This is a genomic window from Streptomyces sp. NPDC056160 (assembly GCF_042268205.1).
Lineage (GTDB): Bacteria > Actinomycetota > Actinomycetes > Streptomycetales > Streptomycetaceae > Streptomyces.
Genome location: NZ_JBHJUW010000050.1, coordinates 30,585 through 53,162 on the forward strand (window position 1 = coordinate 30,585; position 22,578 = coordinate 53,162).

At 70.3% G+C, this 22,578-nt stretch carries 22 protein-coding genes and 1 pseudogene; 13 read left to right on the top strand and 10 right to left on the bottom strand.

Features of this window, described 5'->3' with window-relative positions:
* Positions 1-2 precede the first annotated feature (2 nt).
* From ACFC02_RS20050 to ACFC02_RS20085, 8 genes are all read right to left on the bottom strand, one after another.
* Positions 3-1,055: a YqaJ viral recombinase family protein gene (locus ACFC02_RS20050; protein WP_376358694.1), complete on the bottom strand. Its 1,053-nt coding sequence runs from the start codon at positions 1,053-1,055 to the stop codon at positions 3-5.
* Positions 1,056-1,396: 341 nt separating this feature from the next.
* Positions 1,397-1,870 carry a hypothetical protein gene (locus ACFC02_RS20055; RefSeq protein WP_376358697.1) on the bottom strand — a complete coding sequence of 158 codons (474 nt, stop codon included), beginning with the start codon at positions 1,868-1,870 and terminating at the stop codon, positions 1,397-1,399.
* Positions 1,867-2,244 (bottom strand): hypothetical protein, encoded by a 378-nt coding sequence (locus ACFC02_RS20060; RefSeq protein WP_376358699.1) that lies wholly within the window; start codon positions 2,242-2,244, stop codon positions 1,867-1,869. Before ACFC02_RS20060 ends, ACFC02_RS20055 begins: the two co-directional genes overlap by 4 nt.
* A complete protein-coding gene (locus ACFC02_RS20065) occupies positions 2,241-2,888 on the bottom strand; it encodes a response regulator transcription factor (protein WP_376358702.1) in 648 nt (215 codons plus the stop codon). The genes ACFC02_RS20060 and ACFC02_RS20065 overlap by 4 nt, the downstream gene beginning before the upstream one ends.
* Positions 2,878-3,183 (bottom strand): hypothetical protein, encoded by a 306-nt coding sequence (locus tag ACFC02_RS20070; protein ID WP_376358705.1) that lies wholly within the window; start codon positions 3,181-3,183, stop codon positions 2,878-2,880. The genes ACFC02_RS20065 and ACFC02_RS20070 overlap by 11 nt, the downstream gene beginning before the upstream one ends.
* Entirely contained in the window at positions 3,176-3,463 is a 288-nt protein-coding gene (locus ACFC02_RS20075) for a hypothetical protein (protein ID WP_376358708.1), read from the bottom strand. Before ACFC02_RS20075 ends, ACFC02_RS20070 begins: the two co-directional genes overlap by 8 nt.
* 81 nt (positions 3,464-3,544) lie before the next feature.
* Positions 3,545-3,679, bottom strand: coding sequence for a hypothetical protein (locus ACFC02_RS20080; RefSeq protein ID WP_376358711.1), 135 nt, complete (start codon positions 3,677-3,679; stop codon positions 3,545-3,547).
* Positions 3,680-3,800: 121 nt separating this feature from the next.
* Positions 3,801-4,022, bottom strand: a complete 222-nt coding sequence (locus ACFC02_RS20085; RefSeq protein WP_376358714.1) for a helix-turn-helix domain-containing protein — start codon at positions 4,020-4,022, stop codon at positions 3,801-3,803.
* A gap of 149 nt (positions 4,023-4,171) precedes the next feature.
* On the opposite strand from ACFC02_RS20085, the gene ACFC02_RS20090 reads away from it, so the two are divergent.
* Positions 4,172-4,669 carry a hypothetical protein gene (locus tag ACFC02_RS20090; RefSeq protein ID WP_376358717.1) on the top strand — a complete coding sequence of 166 codons (498 nt, stop codon included), beginning with the start codon at positions 4,172-4,174 and terminating at the stop codon, positions 4,667-4,669.
* 1,150 nt (positions 4,670-5,819) lie between these two features.
* Here ACFC02_RS20090 and ACFC02_RS20095 read toward each other — a convergent pair.
* Entirely contained in the window at positions 5,820-7,274 is a 1,455-nt protein-coding gene (locus ACFC02_RS20095; RefSeq protein ID WP_376358720.1) for a recombinase family protein, read from the bottom strand.
* Between the two features lie 9 nt (positions 7,275-7,283).
* On the opposite strand from ACFC02_RS20095, the pseudogene ACFC02_RS20100 reads away from it, so the two are divergent.
* The 3 genes and pseudogenes from ACFC02_RS20100 to ACFC02_RS20110 all read left to right on the top strand — a co-directional run.
* Positions 7,284-8,156, top strand: a pseudogene (locus ACFC02_RS20100) (radical SAM protein); the annotation flags it as partial.
* A 135-nt stretch (positions 8,157-8,291) separates the two neighbouring features.
* The gene (locus ACFC02_RS20105; RefSeq protein ID WP_376358724.1) at positions 8,292-9,893 is read left to right on the top strand and encodes an alpha/beta hydrolase; all 1,602 of its coding nucleotides are present in this window, start codon (positions 8,292-8,294) and stop codon (positions 9,891-9,893) included.
* Between the two features lie 68 nt (positions 9,894-9,961).
* The gene (locus tag ACFC02_RS20110) at positions 9,962-10,360 is read left to right on the top strand and encodes a RidA family protein (RefSeq protein WP_376358728.1); all 399 of its coding nucleotides are present in this window, start codon (positions 9,962-9,964) and stop codon (positions 10,358-10,360) included.
* 113 nt (positions 10,361-10,473) lie between these two features.
* Here ACFC02_RS20110 and ACFC02_RS20115 read toward each other — a convergent pair whose 3' ends face one another.
* Positions 10,474-11,049 carry an adenylosuccinate lyase gene (locus ACFC02_RS20115; protein WP_376358731.1) on the bottom strand — a complete coding sequence of 192 codons (576 nt, stop codon included), beginning with the start codon at positions 11,047-11,049 and terminating at the stop codon, positions 10,474-10,476.
* Positions 11,050-11,443: 394 nt separating this feature from the next.
* Here ACFC02_RS20115 and ACFC02_RS20120 point away from each other — a divergent pair, with 394 nt between their 5' ends.
* From ACFC02_RS20120 to pssA, 9 genes are all read left to right on the top strand, one after another.
* A complete protein-coding gene (locus ACFC02_RS20120) occupies positions 11,444-13,249 on the top strand; it encodes a 3-hydroxyacyl-CoA dehydrogenase family protein (protein ID WP_376358734.1) in 1,806 nt (601 codons plus the stop codon).
* Between the two features lie 232 nt (positions 13,250-13,481).
* The gene (locus tag ACFC02_RS20125) at positions 13,482-14,309 is read left to right on the top strand and encodes a TetR family transcriptional regulator (RefSeq protein WP_376358737.1); all 828 of its coding nucleotides are present in this window, start codon (positions 13,482-13,484) and stop codon (positions 14,307-14,309) included.
* Positions 14,310-14,761: 452 nt separating this feature from the next.
* Complete coding sequence (gene ccrA, locus ACFC02_RS20130; RefSeq protein ID WP_376358755.1) at positions 14,762-16,099, top strand: crotonyl-CoA carboxylase/reductase; 1,338 nt, start codon at positions 14,762-14,764, stop codon at positions 16,097-16,099.
* A gap of 9 nt (positions 16,100-16,108) precedes the next feature.
* Positions 16,109-18,166, top strand: coding sequence for a protein meaA (locus ACFC02_RS20135; protein ID WP_376358740.1), 2,058 nt, complete (start codon positions 16,109-16,111; stop codon positions 18,164-18,166).
* Complete coding sequence (locus tag ACFC02_RS20140; RefSeq protein ID WP_376358743.1) at positions 18,163-19,137, top strand: HpcH/HpaI aldolase/citrate lyase family protein; 975 nt, start codon at positions 18,163-18,165, stop codon at positions 19,135-19,137. The genes ACFC02_RS20135 and ACFC02_RS20140 overlap by 4 nt, the downstream gene beginning before the upstream one ends.
* A gap of 5 nt (positions 19,138-19,142) precedes the next feature.
* On the top strand, positions 19,143-19,658 hold the full coding sequence (locus tag ACFC02_RS20145; RefSeq protein ID WP_376358746.1) for a MaoC family dehydratase: 516 nt from the start codon (positions 19,143-19,145) through the stop codon (positions 19,656-19,658).
* Positions 19,659-20,864, top strand: a complete 1,206-nt coding sequence (locus ACFC02_RS20150) for an acyl-CoA dehydrogenase family protein (RefSeq protein ID WP_376358749.1) — start codon at positions 19,659-19,661, stop codon at positions 20,862-20,864.
* A gap of 170 nt (positions 20,865-21,034) precedes the next feature.
* Complete coding sequence (locus tag ACFC02_RS20155) at positions 21,035-21,691, top strand: phosphatidylserine decarboxylase (RefSeq protein ID WP_376358752.1); 657 nt, start codon at positions 21,035-21,037, stop codon at positions 21,689-21,691.
* A 22-nt stretch (positions 21,692-21,713) separates the two neighbouring features.
* A complete protein-coding gene (pssA, locus tag ACFC02_RS20160) occupies positions 21,714-22,532 on the top strand; it encodes a CDP-diacylglycerol--serine O-phosphatidyltransferase (RefSeq protein ID WP_360965206.1) in 819 nt (272 codons plus the stop codon).
* Positions 22,533-22,578: the final 46 nt, after the last annotated feature.

Sequence of the window (22,578 nt, forward strand, 5' to 3'; positions counted from 1 at the left end):
GGTCATCCTTCCGAGGGCACGCGCAGGACGCGGGCCCGGTACTTGCGGTAGGTCTCGGGGTGCTCCTGGGCGAGCCGTTCGGTGTCGACGGCGGGCACCAGGCGGGTGTATTCGGCGGCGAGCTGCGGCTGTGCCTCGCGGAAGCGGGCGGCGGCGAACTGGCCGTTCTGCCGCCAGGTGTAGGCGACGCGTCCGCCGATCGTGGCGACCTCGGCAGCACCAGCGTTCGCCCGCAGCTGGTTCTCGACCTCGGTCAGCTCGTGGTCCCGCTCGGCGATCTCCTCGCGGAGCTCGCGGCGGCGCTGCTTGAGCAACATCGTGGCGACCGGATCGACCTCGGCCGTCGCCTCTTCGCGGGCGTCCCACAGGCGGGCGAGCAGCTCGGTGGTGGCAGCGTTGCCGTCCGGATTGGGCGGGATGCCGGGCAGGACGTGGTTGTGCCAGAACCGGTCCACGGCATCCGCGAGCAGCGCGCACAGTTCGTCGTCGCGTTCCAGCCGGAACCACATCAGGTCGTCATCGATGAGTCCGGCCAGGTAGGCGAACCGGTAGCCGCTGACGGTCAGGTACCAGTGCGCTTGGATCGCGGGCGCGTCGGGCGCCTGCTCGCCGCTCCAGTTCTCGACGCGGGCGGACCGCCAGGTGCGGGACTTGCACTCCAGTACGCCCAGCTCATCCCGGCCGGGGACAGCGACGAGCCGGTCCGGGTTGGCGATCCAATGCGGGTGATCGATGTGCTGGAGGGTGCCCGGCGAGTCGAGCACGGTCAGGCCGGTCTCCTCGGCGAAGAACTCGGCGACCAGGCCCTCCAGCCGGTGACCACGCCGCGCCGACCGTGCCAGCCGGGCATCGCGGTCGGGACGGGCCTGACCGGTCTTCTCCAGCCACACCCGCAGGGCGCCGCCGTGGGTGTCCATGCCGAGGATCGCGGCGACGTCGCTGCCGCCCACGCCCGTCGCGCGGGCAGCGTGCCAGTCCTCGGCGGGTGCGCCGGCGGGCAGCAGCAGCCGGGCGGTGGGGGTGGCCAGGTACCCGCCGCGCGCAGGCCGGGTCACGGGAGCCGAAGCAGACTGCGGCTCCTCGCCGGCCTTCGCTCCTGACGCCGTGCAGATTCCGGCGGCAGGTGGCGTTGACGCGCGGCGGGCGGTCGAGGGCTCGTGCGGCGCAGGCGGCGTCTTCGGGACCTCGGTTGTCAGCCCCTCCTCCGCCTTCGCTCCCTCGGCGGACGCGCGCGACCCGGAGGGTGACGTTGACGCCGCACGAGCGGTCTGGAACCCGCCAGACGCAGGCGGGGTCTGCGGAGCGGAACGGATGGGCTCCTCTCCTGCCTTGGCTTCCACGGCGGCCGGACGCGCATCGGCGGCGGTGGACGGCTTTGACGTCTGGCGGGTGGTCTTCACGGCAGCGTCACCGCCCGGATCGTGAGGCCAGGGGTGGGCGCGGTGCGCACATGGTCGGCGACCTCGCGCATCGATTCGGCCCAGGACGGAGACAGTTCACGCGGGGTCTGTCCGGCAAGCGCCTTGAGGACTTCGCCGTGCACCGTGTCCAGGACGTCGACGGGCTTCGGCAGCGAGCAGATCTCCGTCAGCCCGAGCGGGGTGTTGTCCGGGTTCCAGCCGGTGAGGACAACCGGACCGGCATACGGCTGAAGGTCGGCGCCGAACGCGGCAAGCACACATGAGCCGACGACGTTGCGCGGGTACCGTTTCGGGAAACGGAGCCCGACGTCGTTCACCCAGCCGGTGACGGCCAGGCTGCGGTTCAGCCGCACGCGAGCCTTGCCTTCGACCCCGATGACCTGGTCCCAGTCAAGGCTGTCGTCGTGGTGGGCGAGTTCGCCGTCGGGGGCGATGACCGCGTACCTCATCGCCGGACCGCCTTCCGGGGTGCCGCGGTCGCCCGGTTACCGGGCCGGTTGACGGCCAGAGCGCCCCGGCGGCGCACCTGGGCGGCGGGCACCCAGGCCCGCCACACCAGGTCGGCTTCGTTGTCCCAGCTGACGAACACCATCGGCACGTTGTGGAACTCGCCGCCGAGGCACACGGTGGTGCTGTCGTAGTAGGCGCCGGGCACGTGGCCGGGCTGGTCGGGTACGACTGTGCCCTCGCGGCCGCCGACGTGGGCAACGCGAAAACCCTGCGGGAACTGTTCGGCCAGGAGGCGGAGGTGTTCACGACGGTCGGTGTCATGCGGGCGGGTGCCGACGTCGTAGCCCCGCTGGTCGAGCGTGCGCGCGCTCATGATGCGGTCCTCTCTGCGGTGGTGGGGGTGCCGATGTAGCGGGCTCGGACGCCATGGACGCCGTCTTCGGTGAAGGCCTGCGCCTCCCACGCGCCCGCCGGACGGAACGCGGTAAAGGCGCCGGTGCGCAGCCGGTGGGCGCTCTGCCGGGCCGTGGAGCCGCGGTCATAGACAGCGACCGTCCCCCACTGGCTCGGACACTGGCGCAGCTGCGCGGCGCGCTCCCGGTAGGCGTTGCGGGCACCGACGGCAGAAATCTTGGGCAGGACGTCGGGCAGCTGGACGATCCCGCCTGGGAGCCAGCCGCGGATGATGCACACGGCCACGGCCTGAGCGGGCGTGCGGACTTGAAGGCGGCGCATGGCGGCCTGCCGGTGCTTGACCACGGTCTGCGCACTCAGGCTCAGCTCGCGGGCGATCGCCGGGCACTCCAGGCCGTTCGCGGTGCCGGCGAGGATCTGGAGCTGCCGCTGCGTCAGCGGGCAGTCCGCCTCCGTTTCCACCGCTTCCAGCTCGGGGCGCGTCTTCAGCCGGTCGATCTCTTCCAACAGCATCCGTACGGTGCGCGCGGCCGGTGCTCCCGGACGGCGCTCGACGCTCTGCCGGAGCTGTGCGAGGAGGCGCGGACTGAGTTCAGCGGCCATGGCGCGCACCGCCGTTCGCGCGCTCCAGTTCGTTGACGCGGCGCTCCAGGGCACGGATCACGTCGCGCTGCCGGGCGACTTCGCCGACGTACCGGGGCAGGGCCTCCCGGGCGTGGGACACGAACCGGATGACGGGCACCTGGTACTCATCCGAGGCGGTCTCCAGGTAGGAGATGGGGCCGACCGCGTCCGGGACTCCGTAGTCGTTGGAGATCGGCTCCCAGGGGCCGTTCGGGACGTCGGCGATGATCTGCTGCGTCACACGCACGTAGGCGGCGTCTATCGGCTCAGGCATGACGATCTCCGCCCTCGGACTGGGCCTCGGCGATATTGCGCCGCAGCAGCTCGATCTCGAAGGAGATCAGCGGCGGCGTCACCTTGCCGGTGAGGACATCGCGGAGCGTGCCGAGGACGAGGAGCACGCGGCCGTCGAGGAGGACGGGGCGGCGGATGCCGGGCGGCAGGTCGAGGGCGTCATGGATGACGGCCAGAAGATCGCGGAGGTCGTCACGCTCCACTTCGACGGCGGTCTTCCCGCCTCTCACACCGGTGGTGTGTGCGATGCTGGTTGGCATCGGGTCCACCTCGTTCGCTTCAAGGTGATGGGCTGGTGGGCCGAGGGCTCGTCGGGGGCGTCCGGCGGGCCCTCAGTACGTTCAGGCGGCAGACCTGGCGGGCTGGGACTCATGACGCGGTCCGGGCCGCATGAGTGTCCGCAGTCGTGCGCGCTGTTCGGAGGTGAGCGGCGGCCAGTTGTCGACCAGGCGGCGGATGTACTCCTCGCTGGTCATCAGGCACCTGCCTTGAACTCACGGTCTGCTCGGCACACGCGGCACTGGGAGCGGAGGATCCCGTTCCGGTGGCCGCAGTTCGTGCACTGCCAAGAGCAGCTGGCCGCGTCGGGGGCGCGCATCAGGCGGCGGCCGAGTCGTCGCTACGGGCCATCAGCAGGTCCCTGATTTCGCAGCGGAGGACTTCGGCGATGGCCTTGAGCTTCCTCGGGGAGAAGCCCGCGCGGCCGTTCTCGACGTCCGACAACTGGGTCTTGCTGACCCCTGCCGCGTGGGCGAGATCCGTCTGACTGAGACCGGCATCGATCCGCCGACGGCGAAACTCTCTGGGGTCTTCGTTCATGCACTCGACTGTACGACTCACCACGACTTTTCACAAGTGAGTTGTCCTGAACACTGCTACTCACTGTGAAGGACTCGTGCACGCTCTCGCGTGACCTGCCGCGCTTCAATAAAGTTCGAGAAAGTACAAGTAGCTACGAGGGGGCACCGATGAAGGAAGAGGATCAAGAGCACAGCCCGCCGAGCTATGGGGCGCTCATCCGCCTGGCTCGCGAAGCTCAGGGCATCAGCCCAGAGACAGCTGCGGCGCGCATGCCGTATCAGTTCTCGGGCTCCAGCTGGCGGCAGATCGAGGCCGGCTACCGGGGCCGCGGCGCCAATCGCAAGCCGGTCACAGGCAAGGCGTCCACCGTGGCAGCGATGGCCAGCACGGTCGGCATCACGTCCGACCGACTGGAGGAGCATCACCCGGAGGCCGCCGAAGTCCTGCGGGAGATGGAGCGGCAGAAGTCGCAGACGTCTCCCCTGCCGGACGCACTCACCTCGGCACCTCCGCACGTTCGCCGCATGATCGAGGTGGCACTGGAGGATGTCGACCCCCGGGATCGCGCAGAGCTACTGCGGGAGCTGGCGGTCGACTACGAAGCTGTCACCAAGCGCCCCACCCGAAAGACCAGCCCGCCACAACGCGGACGTCACGCCGGATAAACGCGCTGGCCAACGCTTTATAACGGAATGGTCACGTTCCAAGTGAACATGCGCCACAGGCTCCACATTCGGACGCACGATCGATTCGTCGTACAAATATGAACTTGTACGAACCCGAATCGCACATGCAACAGGGGACGTGGCATGACCTTGGTCATCGTCGCGGGTGCGTTCGGCGTCATCATCATCACTGGGGGTCTGTTCTTGCGGCGCCTCCTCGGTGAGTTGGCTGACCTTCGCAGTCAGCTCGCCGAGGCAAGGCGACAGATCACAGGGATCGACAGGCAGATGCGCGCCCAGCGAGCCCACGTGACAATTCTTAGACAGCTACTCGCCGGCGACGGCGACACCGATGGCGATGGGGGTCAGCCTCATCAGGCCGCCGCCGTCAACGGAAGCGACCCTGCACCGCCCGGTATCCGCCACCCCAACGCGCACGACGGCCCCAGGCCCGTCCGTCGTAAACGGCATCTGGGGCTCTACCTCGGCGGTGCCGTAGCCGGCCTCGGCACCCTCAGCACCGCTGCCCGCATCGCCGTACGCGCCCACCGCGGCGTCGTTGCCGGCGCTGCCGCGGCAGCCGTCACAGCGGCAACTGTCACGGCTGTCACGGTTCAGCCCTGGACCGACAGCGTGGGCCACCATCCACCGTCCACCGTGCCGACGCTGAGCGATCCGCCTTCGCCGGGACAGGCGGATCACGGCCAGCCGCCGGCGCCTAACGACACACCGTCCGCGGACGTCTCGTCACCGTCGGGGAGCAGCCCGGACGTCTCTGGAAATCCGGTACCGCCCTCCAGCGTGTCTCGGCCATCCCTGAGCCCCAGGCCTGCCACCTCGTGGATGCCGACCGACGACAGATCAACCAGCACTCATTCGCCCAGCGAGAGCCCGCCCGGAAGCACCGCCGGAGACCTCGGCGACACCGGAAACGCACCCTCCGGCCAGTCGGGCTCGGAGCCTGGCCAGGGCATGTCCGAGTCACCGGCTCCGCCTGCTCCCTCGGGCTCGTCTCCGGCGCAGGCGCCCGCCGACGGGAGCACGTGCATCGAAGTGGGCGCCAGGCGGACGATCCAGGCGGACACCTGCATATCCGGGAGATAGGCGGCCCCTCCTGCGGGCGGGAGTACCTGCCCGCAGGAGGGCCCCTTCACCGGGACTTCGGAACAATCCGTACCGTCTCAGGATCGAATGGTGCCCGGCCTGACTTACCCGGTAGCAGTGTGACGGTCATCAGCATGTCGATCACGGCCCGTTTCCGGTCCAGTGTCATTGCGGTCCAGGCTGCAATGACATCGTCGGAGGCCACCAGATCCCCCAGGACGGCCGCACGAGCCGGGCTGGTCATCTGCTGCTCAACCTCCGTCAGCCGGTCCCTGACCCGCCGCACAGCCCGTTTGAACTCCAGGGCGTCCGCTTCGTCGTCCTCGGCGAACGCGTCCGTCATGTTCTTGAGCCGTGCCCGCAGAGTGGCAGCCTTCGCGCTCAGTTCATCCATGTCCGGGCGCTCTTCGTCGAGCAGCAGCTGAGCAGCGTCGTCGCGCAGGAGCAGCTGAGGCACCAGCCCGAGAGGCCGGCCCGGCTCGGTGCCCGCTATCAGCTGATCGATCGGCTCGGCGACGCGTTGCAGGTGCTTCACCGGCCCTCGGCACTTGTATGTGCGGACTGGTTGATACCCCTGCAACGCCGGGTCGGTCAGGCGCGATTTGACCTTGGGCCGCTGCGCGCTTGTCACGGTGTTGCCGTTGTCGCATACTCCGCACTGGTAGAGGCCGGAGCCCAACCACCGGCGAGCCGGCCCCGGGGACGTTTTGCGGGAGCTGTTGGTGAGGATCGCGACGGCCTGACGCCACTGGTCCTCGGTGACGATGGTGGGCCACTTCCCGGGGTACACGACGTCGTTGTATTCACGGAGGCCCGCGTACCGCTCGTTCAGAAGCAGGTAGCGCACCGCATTGTGTGTCCAGGGCTTCCCGTTGCGGTTGAGTATCTGCCGTTTGTTCAAGTCGGTGGCGAGACCCGACAACGAGGCGCCCGCGGCCACCGCCTCGAACATCTTTCGTACCTCGGCCGCCTCTTCGTCGATGATCTCCGTGCCGTCCACGGTGTATCCGAAGGCGCGCGGGCCGGTGGGGACCTGGCCGCGCTCGACACGCTGGCGCATCTCCCGCTGCTCGCGCTCGGACATCTGCTCGACCTCAAAGGTGTCGACCTCACCCAGGAGGCCGGCCAGGAGCCGGCCGGCGGCGGTCGTCAGGTCAAGCTCGGGTCCCTTGACGCATAGCACACTCACTTCGTGCTTGCGTAGCAGCTCGATGCCTTCCGCCCGTTCGCGGCGGTTTCGCCACAGGCGGCCCAGCAAGTAGACGATGATGACGTCGACTTCGCCGCGTTTCACGGCCGCCATGAGCCGTTCGTAGTCGGGGCGGTGTCTGCCGTGAGTGGCCGACTTGTCGTTGTCCCGGAAGCGGCGGCCTTCGATCGGGATACCGCGTCTCGCGGCCAGTTCGGCCGTGTCCTCCCCCTGACGGATGACTCCGTCTTCGTCACCTGCATCGGCCTTCGAGATCCGCTCGTAGGTGGCGCCCTTCTGAAACAGTGTCACAGAGAGAAGTATAGATGCGTGTACTGCTTCGCCCGCAAGACACACAGCTACCTGGACCTGGACACCGGCCTCGGTTTCGACACCCAGATCGTGGTCAAGGTGAACGCGCCCGAACTGCTGCGCCACCAGCTCGCCGCCCGCCGCTGGCAGGGCGAGCACATCGCGATGGGCACGAACGTCGACTGCTACCAGCGCGCCGAGGGCCGCTACCGCCTGATGCCGGGCATCATCTCCGCGCTGCGCGACCACGCGAACCCGTTCTCGATCCTGACCAAGGGCACCCTGATCCTGCGCGACCTGGACCTGCTGGTGCAGGCCGCCGACGTCACCGACGTGGGCATCTCCGTCTCCGTGGGCTTCACCGACCACGAGCTGTGGCGCACGGTGGAGCCGGGCACGCCCGCGCCGGAGCGCCGCCTGGACGTCGTGCGCACCCTCGGGGAGCACGGCATCGGGTGCGCGGTGCTGATGGCGCCGGTGATCCCCTTCCTCGGCGACGACCCCGCGCAGCTGCGGGCGACGGTGCGGGCGATCGCGGCGGCGGGGGCCACCTCCGTCACCCCGCTCACCCTCCATCTGCGGCCCGGCGCCCGCGAGTGGTTCATGGCGTGGCTCGGGCAGCACCACCCGCACCTGGTGCGCCGCTACGAGCGGCTGTACGCCGAGGGTGCCTACGCGCCCAAGTGGTACCAGCGCCGGATCACCCGTCAGGTGCACGAGCTCGCCCAGGAGTACGGCATCGGCCCCGCGCGCGCGGGCGCGGCACGGCGCATCCGCCCGCAGGGGCCCTCCCGGGATCGGGACCGGCGCCCCCACGACCCGGCCTCGGCCCTCTCGCCCGCGCCGACACCGCCCGAACCGGTCCAGCTCTCGTTCATCTGAGATCGTTCGAGCGCATCGATCAGCCCGATCGGGTCAACAATCCTCCCATCGCGTTCTTGCGGAGGTGCTTTCCGGGACGATGCGGCGAGGACCGCGGGACGCGCGGTCCGCAGCCTCTCCGTCCTGGGAGGACGCATGAGAAAACGCGCTGCCGTGCTGTGCGGTGCCGCACTCGTCGTCGCGGGTTCCGTCACCGCCGCCCCCGCCGACGCGCGCACATCGCACCCCGCAGCCGTCTTTCGAGCCGCCAAGATCAGCTGGAAGAAGTGCGGCACCACCGAACATCCGACGCTCCAGTGCGGCACCGTGAAGGTGCCGCTGGACCATCTGCGGCCGTCCGGGCGGCAGATCACCCTGGCGTTGTCCCGCGTCCCGCACACCGCGAAGACGTACCAGGGGCCGCTGCTGGTCAACCCCGGTGGGCCCGGCGGCAGCGGGCTCTCACTGGCCTCCTTCGTCGCCTCCGCGCTGCCCCAGGCGGTCGCCGCCCAGTACGACGTCGTCGGCTTCGACCCGCGCGGGGTGGGCGAAAGCAGCCCGGCGCTCAACTGCGCGCCGGGACACTTCAAGACCGTACGCCCGGACTCGGTGCCCGCCACCGCCGCGCTCGAACAGGTCAACCTCGCCCGCGTGCGCTCCTACGCCGCCGCCTGTGCGAAGAAGTACGCGGACGTGCTGCCGCACATCGACACGGTCGACGCCGTCAAGGACATGGACACCATCCGCGGGGCCCTGGGCGCGCGGCAGATCAACTACTTCGGCTACTCCTACGGCACCTACCTCGGCGCGGTGTACGCCAAGCTGTTCCCCGAGCGGGTGCGCCGCCTGGTGCTGGACTCGATCGTCGACCCGGACGGGATCTGGTACGAGGACAACCTCCAGCAGGACCGGGCCTTCGACGCCCGCCACCGCGCGTTCATGGCCTGGGTCGCACGGAACGACGCGGCCTACCGCCTGGGCACCGACCCGGCCCGGGTCGAGGCCGAGTGGTACGGGATGCGGGCGGCGCTCGCCCTGAAGCCCGCGGCCGGGAAGGTCGGCGCCTCGGAGCTGGAGGACACCTTCATGCCCGGCGGCTACTACAACGGCTACTGGCCCTACCTCGCCCAGGCGTTCGCCGCGTACGTCAAGGACGGGAAGACCGGGCCGCTCGTCGAGGCCTACGAGAACTTCGGCGCCGTGGACGCCGCCGGGGACAACGGCTACAGCGTCTACTCCGCGGTGCAGTGCCGTGACGCCGCCTGGCCGCGCGACTGGCGGCAGTGGCGCGCGGACACCTGGGCGGTGTACGACAAGGCGCCGTTCATGGCCTGGAACAACGCCTGGTACAACGCGCCGTGCGCCTTCTGGCCGACCTCGGCCGAGCGTCCGGTGGACATCGCCAACCGGGACCTGCCGCCGGTCCTGCTGTTCCAGGCGACCGACGACGCGGCCACCCCGTACGAGGGCGGCGTACGCGTCCACCACCTGCTGAAGGGCTCCAGCCTCGTCGTCGAGGAGGGCGGCGGCAACCACGGCATCTCCCTGAGCGGGAACGCCTGTCTGGACGAGCACCTGTCGGCGTACCTGAGGGACGGCACCGTGCCGCGCGGCCCGGCCGACGGGGCCGACGCCGTCTGCCGGAAGGTGCCCGACCCGAAGCCGCTGAACGCCAAGGCCTCGGCCGCCACGGCCCCGCGCGGTACCGGCGCGGCGCGCGGCGCGGCCCTGCACGACCTGGTCCGCTTCCGCGGCTGACCACCTGACGGCCCCTCGGGAGCGGGGGCGGGCCCCCTATTGTCATACCCCTGGTCCACCATGGGGGCATGAGCGAACTGACCAGGATCCCCGCCCCCGAGGGCGTCGCCCCCGCCGCCCAGTACTCCCATGTCGTCATGGGCACCGGCCGGTTCGTCGCCGTCTCGGGCCAGCTCGCGCTGGACGAGGACGGCGCCCTCGTCGGGAAGGACGACCCGGCGGCCCAGGCCCGGCAGGTCTTCGAGAACATCCGCCGCTGCCTGGCCGCGGCGGGCGCGACCTTCGACGAGGTCGTCAAACTCACCTGTTTCGTCACGGACATGTCCCACATGCCGGCCATCCGCGCGGCCCGCGCCGGCCACCTCCCCGACGACCGCCTCCCCGCGATCTCGGCCGTCCAGGTCGCCGCCCTGATACGCCCCGAGTTCCTGATGGAGATCGAGGCGTTCGCGGTGGTGGCCGGGTGAGGGCGGGCGAGCGCGCCGGGTTTCGCGCCGACGGGGCCGAGCAGTCCGCCGAGGTGGACGGCGTCGCCGTACCGGAGGTGCGGTACGTCAGGCGACTGCCTGACTGAGCGGGCTCACCTCTGCTTCGGCAGCCGGGCCAGGGCGTGGACGGCCGCCTCGGCGAGAGCCGGGTGGGCGAGGGCCTCGTCGAGGACCGGGCGGGCTCGGGCGTCGCCGAGTGCGCCCAGGCCTTCCACGCAGGCGAGGGCCACTCGGCGGTAGGGGTCGTGCGGGCTCAGTCTGCGGCGCAGGGTGGTGATCAGGGCGGGGACGGACTCGGAGGCGCGCAGCGTGACGAGGAGGCGCACGGGGTGCAGGGCGTAGGCGACGCGGAGTTCGTTGGTGGCGAGGGCCGCCGCCGCGCGGGCCGTGCGGGGGTCGCCGAGGCGGGCCAGGGCGTGCGCGGCGGCGGCGCAGCGCGGCGGGTCGCGGTGGTTGAGGAGCAGGACGAGGGACTCGAAGGCGCGGCGGTCGCCCGCGGTCCCCAGCCGGAAGGCGGCCAGTTCCCGGGCCCACAGCGGGCGGCCCGCGGCGGTGAGGACATCGGCCAGTTCGTCCAGGTCCTCCGTCGCCACGAGTTGCCGGAACTCCGCCGTCCCGCCCGACTCCTGCCGTAAACGCTCCGTGAGTGATCGCAACTCTTCGTCCACGAAGGCCACCTTAGAGGCGTGGTCGGCCGCGCGGGAGGGAGCGCGCGCATTGTGGACGCGGGCCTCTGGCGCGCTCGTTACCAACGGGTTAAGCTCGGACGAGCGAGCTACCCGCTCGCACTGACTCGCAGTGGCCTGGTGACGCAGCCACCGCGAGTGTTGTCGGTTCGGCGCCCGAGGTGCCGCGCTGGTACCACCGGTACCGCTGTACGACCCGGCTCCGGGACAGAGCCGGCCGGCCTTCCGCCCGCTCGGCGTGTGCGCGCCCGGGCGAAGGTCCCGGGCGTGTGCGCTCGCAGCCCGGCAACACCCGCAATCCCGTCCTCCGCACCCGGTGCGCCCTCTGCGCGCCGGGCCGCGCTCCCAGTCGTCACCCCTCATCTGGAGCCCCGCGATGGCCACTCCCCTCCGCGACACCCCCGCGTCCCCGCTGAAGACCGTGGCCGTCGTCGGCCTCGGCACCATGGGCGCCGGCATCATCGAAGTCCTGGCCCGGGCCGGCCGCGAGGTCGTCGGCATCGACGTCAGCGAGGCCGCGACCGCCCGGTCCGTCGCCGCCCTGGAAGCCTCGACCGCCCGCGCCGTGGCGCGCGGGCGGCTGACCGAGCAGGAGCGAGCGGACGTCCTCGACCGCGTGCGCACCCACACCGACCTGACCGCCGCGGCCGACGCCGACCTGGTCATCGAGGTGGCACCGGAGTCGTACGACATCAAGCACCGCGTCTTCCGCGAACTCGACGGCATCGTGCGCCCGCAGACGATCCTGGCGACCGGCACCAACGCCCTGTCGGTGACCCGCCTGGCCGCCGACTCCGCCCGTCCCGAGCGCGTGCTCGGCCTGCACTTCTTCAACCCGGCCCCGGCCATGAAGCTGGTCGAGGTCGTCTCCTCGGTGCTGACCTCGCCGCAGGCCGTCGCCGCCGTCACCGACCTCGCCGTCGAACTGGGCAAGGAGCCGGTCGCGGTCGGCGACCGCCCCGGGTTCGTGGCCGACGGGCTGCTGTTCGGCTACCTCAACCAGGCCGCCGCGATGTACGAGGCCAAGTACGCCTCCCGGGAGGACATCGACGCCGCGATGCGGCTCGGCTGCGGGCTGCCGATGGGCCCGCTCGCGCTGCTCGACCTGATCGGCGTGGACACGGCGCGCACGGTGCTGGAGGCCATGTACGCCGAGTCCCGCGACCGGCTGCACGCCCCGGCGCCCGTCCTCAAGCAGCTCAGCGAGGCGGGTCTGACCGGCCGCAAGGCGGGCCGCGGCTTCTACACCTACGCCTCGGCGGGCAGCGACACGGTGGTGCGGGACGCGCTCACCCCCCAGGACGGCGACGCCCTCGTCCCCGGCCGGACCGTCGGCTCCGTGGGGGTGGCGGGTTCGGGCACCATGGCCTCCGGCATCGCGGAGGTGTTCGCCAAGGCCGGCTACCAGGTCGTGCTCGCCGCACGCAGCGCCGAGAAGGCGAAGGCCGCCAAGGCCCGTATCGGCAAGTCGCTTTCACGTTCTGTCGACAAGGGCCGGCTGTCGGCCGAGGCCGCCGCGCAGACCCTCGACCGGATCACCGCGACCGACACGTACGACGACTTCGCCGACGTGGACCTGGCCGTGGAGGCCGTCGCCGAGGACCTGGCCGTCAAGCAGCAGTTGTTCGGCACGCTGGACAAGGTCTGCAAACCGGGCGCGGTGCTGGCGACCACCACCTCCTCGCTGCCCGTGGTCGCCTGCGCCCGTGCCACCTCGCGTCCCGAGGACGTGATCGGCATGCACTTCTTCAACCCGGCGCCGGCCATGAAGCTGGTCGAGGTGGTGCGGACGGTGCTGACGGCGGACGACGTCCACGCCACCGTCCGCGAGGTGTGCGCCAGGATCCGGAAGCACCCGGTGGACTGTGGCGACCGGGCGGGGTTCATCGTCAACGCCTTGCTGTTCCCGTACCTCAACAACGCGATCAAGATGGTGCAGGAGCACTACGCCTCCCTGGACGCCATCGACGCGGCGATGAAGCTGGGCGGCGGCTACCCGATGGGACCCTTCGAACTGCTGGACGTCGTCGGCCTGGACGTCTCACTCGCCATCGAGAAGGTCCTGCACCGCGAGTTCCGCGACCCGGGCCTGGCCCCGGCGCCCCTCCTGGAGCACCTGGTGGCCGCGGGCTGCCTCGGCCGCAAGACGGGCCGCGGCTTCCGCGAACATGCCCGGCGCTGACCGGGCGGGCGGCCGGGAGAGCGACCGGACGGGCGACCGGAGGGGCGACGGTGCGAGCGGCCGGACGGAGGACCGGGCGGGTGGCCGGACGGGGAGCCCGCCCGGTGGCCGGTCCCGGGGCGGCGCGGAGTGGGGCGGTCTGCTCGATCCGGCCGCCCCGCCCCCGCTCACCGGGGGCGACGAAGACCGGGCACCCGCGCACCGGGCTGCGCGCATGCAGTACGTTCGGGTCATGCCCCAGCCCGCCAAGTCCTCACGTACACCCGCCACGCCCGACGCGCCGGAGAGCGCCGCGGGCTCCCGCGCGGCCGCCCAGCGGCTCAAGATGCGCCGGGAACTGGCCGCCGCCGCGATGGAGCTGTTCGCGACCAAGGGGTACGAGGCGACCACGGTCGACGAGATCGCCGCGGCGGCCGGGGTCGCCCGCCGCACCTTCTTCCGCCACTTCCGCTCCAAGGAGGAGGCGATCTTCCCGGACCACGACGACACCCTCGTCCGCGCCGAGGCGGTCCTGAACGCAGCCCCCGCGCACGAGCACCCGCTCGACACGGTCTGCCGCGGCATCAAGGAAGTCATGAAGATGTACGCGGCCCGGCCGGAGATCTCGGTGGCCCGCTACAAGCTGACCCGCGAGGTGCCCACGCTGCGCGAGGCGGAGATCGCCTCGGTGGCCCGCTACGAGCGCCTGTTCACCCGCTATCTCCTGGGCCACTTCGACGAGCGCGCGCACGCCGACGACGCCAACGACGACCCGCTGCTGGCCGAGGTCGCCGCCTCGGCGGTGGTCACGGCGCACAACCACGTGCTGCGGCGCTGGCTGCGGGCGGACGGCCAGGGCGATGTGGAGGCGCAACTGGACCACGCCTTCGCGATCGTGCGCAAGACGTTCGGCACCGGGATCGGGGCCGGCCGCACCACGGCCGGTACGCCCGCCCGCCCGGCCACCGCCTCGCCCGCGGCGGTGTCCCGGCAGGGCGAGGTCCTGGTCACCGTGGCCCGCACCGACGCCCCCCTGGACGAGGTCATGCGGACCATCGAGGAGGCACTGAAGGGCCGCTGAGCACCTTCCGGACCACCCGGCGCCGCACGGCGCCCACTGACGGCCACCCCTCGGGGTGGCCGTTCCGGCTTGTCGGAGGGGTTTTTCACCCGCCGTCGAGGCCGCTGCGATCGATCATCGCTCATATGTCGCGTAAAGATTTCGTCTGAGCGAAACTTGTGGCACTCAGTGCCTTGCCAGCTGACACGCGGTGTCATACGTTGAAGTTGTCCGGGCGACCGGCACGCAGCGACCGCACCGCGTGCCGACTGTCCCGGCGGGCCCCGGCCCGCACGCCCGGACGCCTGCGTCACAGGCACCTTCCGCGCCACAAAGCGCTGCCACGCACCACCGCCGCACCGACGGCACCCGCCGAACCGACGGCACCCACCCGAAACCCCTCAGCAGCACCGACGTAACCCCCAGCGCCCCCTCCCTCAGGGGCGCTCATCGCCGGAGGCAACACCGTGACCGTGAAGGACATCCTGGACGCGATCCAGTCGCAGGACGCCACGTCCGCCGACTTCGCCGCACTGCCGCTCCCCGAGTCGTACCGCGCGATCACCGTGCACAAGGACGAGACGGAGATGTTCGCCGGGCTGGAGACCCGCGACAAGGACCCCCGCAAGTCGCTGCACCTGGACGAGGTGCCGCTGCCCGAACTCGGCCCGGGCGAGGCCCTGGTGGCCGTCATGGCCTCCTCGGTCAACTACAACTCGGTGTGGACCTCGATCTTCGAGCCGCTCTCCACGTTCGGCTTCCTGGAGCGCTACGGCAAGGTCAGCGAACTGACCCGCCGGCACGACCTGCCCTACCACGTCATCGGCTCCGACCTCGCGGGCGTCGTCCTGCGCACCGGCCCCGGCGTCAACGCCTGGAAGCCCGGCGACGAGGTCGTCGCCCACTGCCTGTCGGTCGAGCTGGAGTCGTCCGACGGGCACAACGACACGATGCTCGACCCCGAGCAGCGCATCTGGGGCTTCGAGACCAATTTCGGCGGTCTCGCCGAGATCGCCCTCGTCAAGTCCAACCAGCTGATGCCCAAGCCCGGCCACCTCAGCTGGGAGGAGGCCGCCGCCCCCGGCCTGGTCAACTCCACCGCCTACCGCCAGCTGGTCTCCCGCAACGGCGCCGGCATGAAGCAGGGCGACAACGTGCTCATCTGGGGCGCGAGCGGCGGCCTCGGCAGTTACGCCACGCAGTTCGCGCTGGCCGGCGGCGCCAACCCGGTCTGCGTCGTCTCCTCGCCGCAGAAGGCGGACATCTGCCGCTCGATGGGCGCCGAGGCGATCATCGACCGCAACGCCGAGGGCTACAGGTTCTGGAAGGACGAGGCCACCCAGGACCCGAAGGAGTGGAAGCGCTTCGGCAAGCGCATCCGCGAACTCACCGGCGGCGAGGACATCGACATCGTCTTCGAGCACCCCGGGCGCGAGACCTTCGGTGCGAGCGTCTACGTCACCCGCAAGGGCGGCACCATCACCACCTGCGCCTCGACCTCGGGCTACATGCACGAGTACGACAACCGCTACCTGTGGATGTCCCTGAAGCGCATCATCGGCTCCCACTTCGCCAACTACCGCGAGGCCTGGGAGGCCAACCGCCTCATCGCCAAGGGGAAGATCCACCCGACGCTCTCCAGGGTCTACTCCCTTCAGGACACCGGCCAGGCCGCCCACGACGTGCACCGCAACGTCCACCAGGGCAAGGTCGGCGTGCTGTGCATGGCCCCCGAGGAGGGGCTGGGCGTGCGCGACGAGGAGCTGCGCACCAAGCACGCCGACGCCATCAACCGCTTCCGGAACATCTGAGAGGCGTACATGAGCGAGCGTCAGACCGCGCCTGCGGCGCAGGCGCGAAAGGAAAGGGACCGGCCGTGGCTCATGCGCACCTACGCCGGCCACTCCACAGCGGAGGCGTCCAACGAGCTGTACCGGCGCAACCTCGCCAAGGGCCAGACCGGTCTGTCGGTCGCGTTCGACCTGCCGACGCAGACCGGCTACGACTGTGACCACGTCCTCGCGCGCGGTGAGGTGGGCCGGGTCGGCGTCCCGGTCGCGCACCTGGGTGACATGCGCAGGCTGTTCCAGGACATCCCCCTGGAGCGGATGAACACCTCGATGACGATCAACGCCACGGCCATGTGGATGCTGGCGCTCTACCAGGTCGTCGCCGAGGAGCAGGGTGCGGACATCAGCCGGCTCCAGGGCACGACCCAGAACGACATCGTCAAGGAGTACCTGTCGCGCGGGACGCACGTGTTCCCGCCCGGCCCGTCGCTCCGCCTGACGACGGACATGATCGCGTATACGGTCTCCCACCTCCCGAAGTGGAACCCGATCAACATCTGCAGCTACCACCTGCAGGAGGCCGGGGCCACGCCGGTGCAGGAGATCGCGTACGCGATGTCCACCGCGATCGCCGTCCTGGACGCCGTGCGCGACAGCGGCCAGGTACCGGCGGAGCGGATGGGCGACGTCGTGGGCCGGATCTCCTTCTTCGTGAACGCGGGCGTCCGCTTCGTCGAGGAGATGTGCAAGATGCGGGCGTTCGGGCGCGTCTGGGACCGGATCACGCGTGAGCGGTACGGCATCGAGGACCCCAAGCACCGCCGCTTCCGCTACGGCGTCCAGGTCAACTCCCTCGGCCTGACCGAGGCGCAGCCGGAGAACAACGTCCAGCGGATCGTGCTGGAGATGCTGGCCGTCACGCTCTCCAAGGACGCCCGCGCGCGTGCGGTGCAGCTGCCGGCCTGGAACGAGGCCCTGGGGCTGCCCCGCCCGTGGGACCAGCAGTGGTCCCTGCGCATCCAGCAGGTGCTGGCCTACGAGTCCGACCTGCTGGAGTACGACGACATCTTCGAGGGCTCGAAGGTGATCGAGGCGAAGGTGGAGGGGCTGGTCGCCGACGTACTCGCGGAGATCGAGCACATCCAGGAGCTGGGCGGCGCGCTGGCCGCCGTGGAGTCCGGCTACCTGAAGTCGCAGCTGGTCGCCTCGCACGCCGAGCGCCGGGGCCGGATCGAGTCCGGCCAGGAGAAGATCGTCGGCGTCAACATCTTCGAGGGCACCGAGCCGAACCCGCTCACCGCCGACCTGGACACCGCGATCCAGACGGTGGACCCGGCGGTCGAGGCGCGGGTGGTGGAGTCGCTGCGGCACTGGCGCGACACCCGCTACCAGCCGCCGTTCAACCACCCGCGCCCGTGCAAGGCCCTGGAGCGGCTGAAGGAGGCCGCCAAGGGCACCGGCAACCTGATGGAGGCCACCTTGGAGTGCGCCCGCGCGGGGGTCACGACCGGCGAGTGGGCCGGGGCGCTGCGCGAGGTGTTCGGCGAGTTCCGGGCACCGACCGGAGTGTCGTCGGCGCCGGTGGCGGTGACCGCCCAGGAGGGTTCGGCCCTGTCGGAGGTGCGCCGCAAGGCGGAGCTGACCGCGCGGGACCTGGGCGTGGGCAAGCTGCGCTTCCTGGTGGGCAAGCCGGGCCTGGACGGGCACTCCAACGGCGCCGAGCAGATCGCGGTGCGGGCCCGCGACGCCGGGTTCGAGGTGGTCTACCAGGGCATCCGGCTCACCCCGGAGCAGATCGTGGACGCGGCCCTGGCCGAGGACGTGCACGCGGTCGGCCTGTCCGTCCTCTCCGGCTCGCACGCCCAGCTGGTGCCGGACGTGCTGGAGCGACTGCGTGTGGCCGGTGCCGCAGACATCCCGGTGATCGCCGGTGGCATCATCCCAGGCGGTGACGCCGAACAGCTGAAGGCCGCCGGTGTGGCCGCGGTCTTCACCCCGAAGGACTTCGACATCACCGGCATCATCAGCCGCATCGTGGACGAGATCCGCAAAGCGAACAAGCTCGACCCCCTGGAGGTCCCCGCATGACCAGCCCTGCTCCTCAGGTCAACCGACTGCGCCCGCGGCGCTCCTGCCTGGCCGTCCCCGGCAGCAACCCGCGATTCCTGGAGAAGGCGCAGGGCCTTTCCGCCGACCAGGTCTTCCTGGACCTGGAGGACGCGTGCGCGCCGCTGGCCAAGCCCGAGGCGCGGCACACCATCGTCAAGTTCCTCAACGAGGGCGACTGGAGCGGCAAGACCAGGGTGGTCCGGGTCAACGACTGGACGACCGAGTGGACGTACCGCGACGTGGTCACCGTGGTCGAGGGCGCCGGCCAGAACCTCGACTGCATCATGCTGCCCAAGGTGCAGAGCGCCCAGCAGGTCGTGGCGCTCGACCTGCTGCTGACGCAGATCGAGAAGACCATGGGCTTCGAGGTCGGCCGTATCGGCATCGAGGCGCAGATCGAGAACGCGCAGGGCCTGAACAACGTCAACGAGATCGCCGCGGCCTCGCCGCGCACCGAGACGATCATCTTCGGCCCGGCCGACTTCATGGCGTCCATCAACATGAAGACGCTGGTCGTGGGCGAGCAGCCGCCCGGCTACCCGGCCGACGCCTACCACTACATCCTGATGAAGATCCTGATGGCCGCCCGCGCCCACGACCTCCAGGCGATCGACGGCCCCTACCTCCAGATCCGCGACGTGGACGGCTTCCGGGAGGTCGCGGGCCGCGCCGCCGCGCTCGGCTTCGACGGCAAGTGGGTGCTGCACCCGGGCCAGGTCGAGGCCGCCAACGAGGTCTTCTCGCCCTCCCAGGAGGACTACGACCACGCCGAGCTGATCCTTGACGCGTACGAGTACTGCACGTCCGAGGCGGGCGGCAAGAAGGGCTCGGCGATGCTCGGCGACGAGATGATCGACGAGGCGAGCCGGAAGATGGCGCTGGTCGTCGCGGGCAAGGGGCGGGCGGCCGGCATGCGGCGCACGTCGAAGTTCGAGATCCCGGAGGGCTGAGCACGATGCAGTTCGGACGGACCTACGAGGAGTTCGAGGTCGGCGCGGTCTACAAGCACTGGCCGGGCAAGACGGTCACGGAGTACGACGACCACCTCTTCTGCCTCCTCACCATGAACCACCACCCGCTCCACCTGGACGCGCACTACGCCGAGGGAACGACCGACTTCGGCAGGAACGTGGTCGTCGGGAACTACGTCTACTCCCTCCTGCTCGGCATGTCCGTCCCGGACGTCTCCGGCAAGGCCATCGCCAACCTGGAGATCGAGTCGCTCAGGCATGTGGCGCCGACCTTCCACGGCGACACGCTCTACGGCGAGACGACGGTGCTGGACAAGTGGCCCTCGAAGTCGAAGGACGACCGCGGCATCGTGCACGTGGAGACCAGGGGCTACAAGCAGGACGGAACGCTGGTCTGCGTCTTCCGGCGCAAGGTGATGGTGCCGACCGAGACGTACGTCAAGGAGCGCGGCGGCGAGCAGCCGGGCCGCCCCCAGCTGAAGGAACAGGGGAAGAAGTAGATGAGCCGTCTCGCCCAGACCCACGGTCTCACCGACGTCCAGCAGGAGATCGTCTCCACCGTGCGGGACTTCGTCGACAAGGAGATCATCCCGGTCGCGACCGAGCTGGAGCACCGCGACGAGTACCCGCAGGCGATCGTGGACGGCCTCAAGGAGCTGGGCCTGTTCGGTCTGATGATCCCCGAGGAGTACGGGGGCCTGGGCGAGTCGCTGCTGACGTACGCGCTGTGCGTGGAGGAGATCGCGCGCGGCTGGATGTCGGTGTCCGGCATCATCAACACCCACTTCATCGTCGCGTACATGCTCAAGCAGCACGGGACGCAGGAGCAGAAGGACCACTTCCTGCCGAGGATGGCCCTCGGGGAGGTGCGGGGCGCGTTCTCGATGTCGGAGCCGGCGCTGGGCTCGGACGTGTCGGCGATCACGTCGAAGGCGGTGAAGGAGGGCGAGGAGTACATCCTGAACGGCCAGAAGATGTGGCTGACCAACGGCGGCACGTCCTCGCTGGTCGCGGTCCTCGTCCGCAGTGACGAGGGTCACCCGGAGGGAACGGCCCCGCACCGGTCGATGACGACCTTCCTGGTGGAGAAGGAGCCCGGCTTCGGCGAGGTGCGGCCCGGCCTGACCATCCCCGGCAAGATCGACAAGATGGGCTACAAGGGCGTCGACACGACCGAGCTGATCATGGACGGTCTGCGGGTGCCCGCCGACCGGGTGCTCGGCGGGGTCACCGGCCGGGGTTTCTACCAGATGATGGACGGCGTCGAGGTCGGCCGGGTGAACGTGGCGGCCCGCGGCTGCGGCGTCGCCCAGCGCGCCTTCGAGCTGGGGGTGACCTACGCCCAGCAGCGGCACACCTTCGGCAAGCCGATCGCCCAGCACCAGGCCATCCAGTTCAAACTGGCGGAGATGGCCACCAAGGTCGAGGCCGCGCATGCGATGATGGTGAACGCGGCCCGGAAGAAGGATTCCGGGCAGCGCAACGACCTTGAGGCGGGCATGGCGAAGTACCTGGCCTCCGAGTACTGCAAGGAGGTCGTCGAGGACGCCTTCCGCATCCACGGCGGCTACGGCTTCTCCAAGGAGTACGAGATCGAGCGCCTCTACCGGGAGGCCCCGATGCTGCTCATCGGTGAAGGTACCGCCGAGATCCAGAAAATGATCATCGGCCGCCGACTGCTCGAAGAGTATCGGTTCCAAGGCTGAATGTCCGCATACGGGGTGTTTCCTCCGAGAAGAAGATCACACCCCGTCAGCGGTCTTCGGCCGCCGACTCGGCTTCCCGGCTTACCCAGTTGTGGCCCTTAACCGCTACGATCGCGGAAAGCCGCCGTCCCCCGTCGAGAGCGCGGCATCATCCGCTACGAAGGTCATCCATGCCCCACAGCCAAACCTCTGCACCTCGCGACAGCCTCGCCGGCGTACGCCTCGCGCGCGGAGCATCGCCGTGGCTTCTGCCGACCGTCGCCACCGCAGCCGTCAGCCTGGTCCGCGCCCGCCGCTCGGGCGTGGCCAAGGCAGTAGCCGTCCCCGCCACCGCGCTCGCGGCGGGGATGCTGTGGTTCTTCCGCGACCCCGAGCGCGAGATCGCCCAGGGCCGGGTCATCTCGCCCGCCGACGGTGTGGTGCAGAGCATCATGCCGTGGAAGGACGGCCGCACCCGCGTCGCGATCTTCATGAGCCCGCTGAACGTCCACGTCAACCGTGCCCCGCTCTCCGGCACGGTCACGTCGGTCGAGCATGTTCCCGGCGGGTTCGTTCCGGCGTTCAACAAGGAGAGCGAGAACAACGAGCGGGTCGTCTGGCACTTCGACACCGAACTCGGCGACATCGAGATGATCCAGATCGCCGGCGCGGTGGCCCGCCGCATCGTCCCCTACGTCCCGTCGGGCACCAAGGTCGAGCAGGGCGACCGGATCGGTCTGATCCGCTTCGGCTCGCGCGTCGACCTGTACCTGCCGGAGGGCGTGGAGGTCGCGGTCGAGGTCGGCCAGAAGACCGTGGCTGGGGTGACTCGCATTGACCGTGATTGATCCCGAGACCCAGGCCGGCTGGGTGCCCGAGGCCGACGACCTGGACGACGAGGAGGAGATGCCCCTCTCGCTCCGGCTGTCGATAGCGGACACCCTCACCCTGGGCAACGCGACGTGCGGGTTCATGGCGGTGTACTTCACCACCACCGGCATCCTGATCCCGCACCTCACCGGCAGCCAGGAGTCGGGCATGGCCCGGCACAGCGCCGCCACGGCGGTCATCCTGATGCTGTGCGCGGCGGTCTTCGACCTGTTCGACGGCCTGGTCGCCCGCAAGCTGCGCTCCTCCCCCATGGGAGCGGAGCTGGACAACCTCTCCGACCTGATCAGCTTCGGCCTGGCCCCGGCCTACTTCGTGCTGGTCTACGGCATGGTCGCCGACGACGCCCACCAGCGGATGGCGGCACTCGGCGCGATCGTGGTGCTGCTGGCGGTCGTCCTCAGGCTGGCGCGGTTCTCCTGCGTGACGATGAAGGACGGCGTGTTCCAGGGCATGCCCTCGCCGTTCGGAGCGCTCACCGTGGTCTCCGTCGTCCTGCTGGAGCTGCCCTTCGTGGCGACGCTGCTGGCGATCCTCGGGACGGCGTGGCTGATGGTGAGCCGCGTGGAGTACCCCAAGCCGCGCGGCCGTCTCGCGGTGGCGATGCTCTCCTGGATCGTGCTGTCCATGGGCCTGCTGGCCGCCTGGGCCTTCGACGCCCCCAGCGGCCAGCTGCTGCTCCAGACCGGGTGTGCGCTCCAGCTGGTGATGGGCGCGGTGATCCCGCTGTTCGCCACGGCCCGCCGGGTGAACAACTTCCGCGACAACCGGCGCGAGGCGCGGGCGGCGCAGCTGCCGTAGCCCCTCGGTGTACGCGGAAGGGCCCCGGAACCGTACGGTTCCGGGG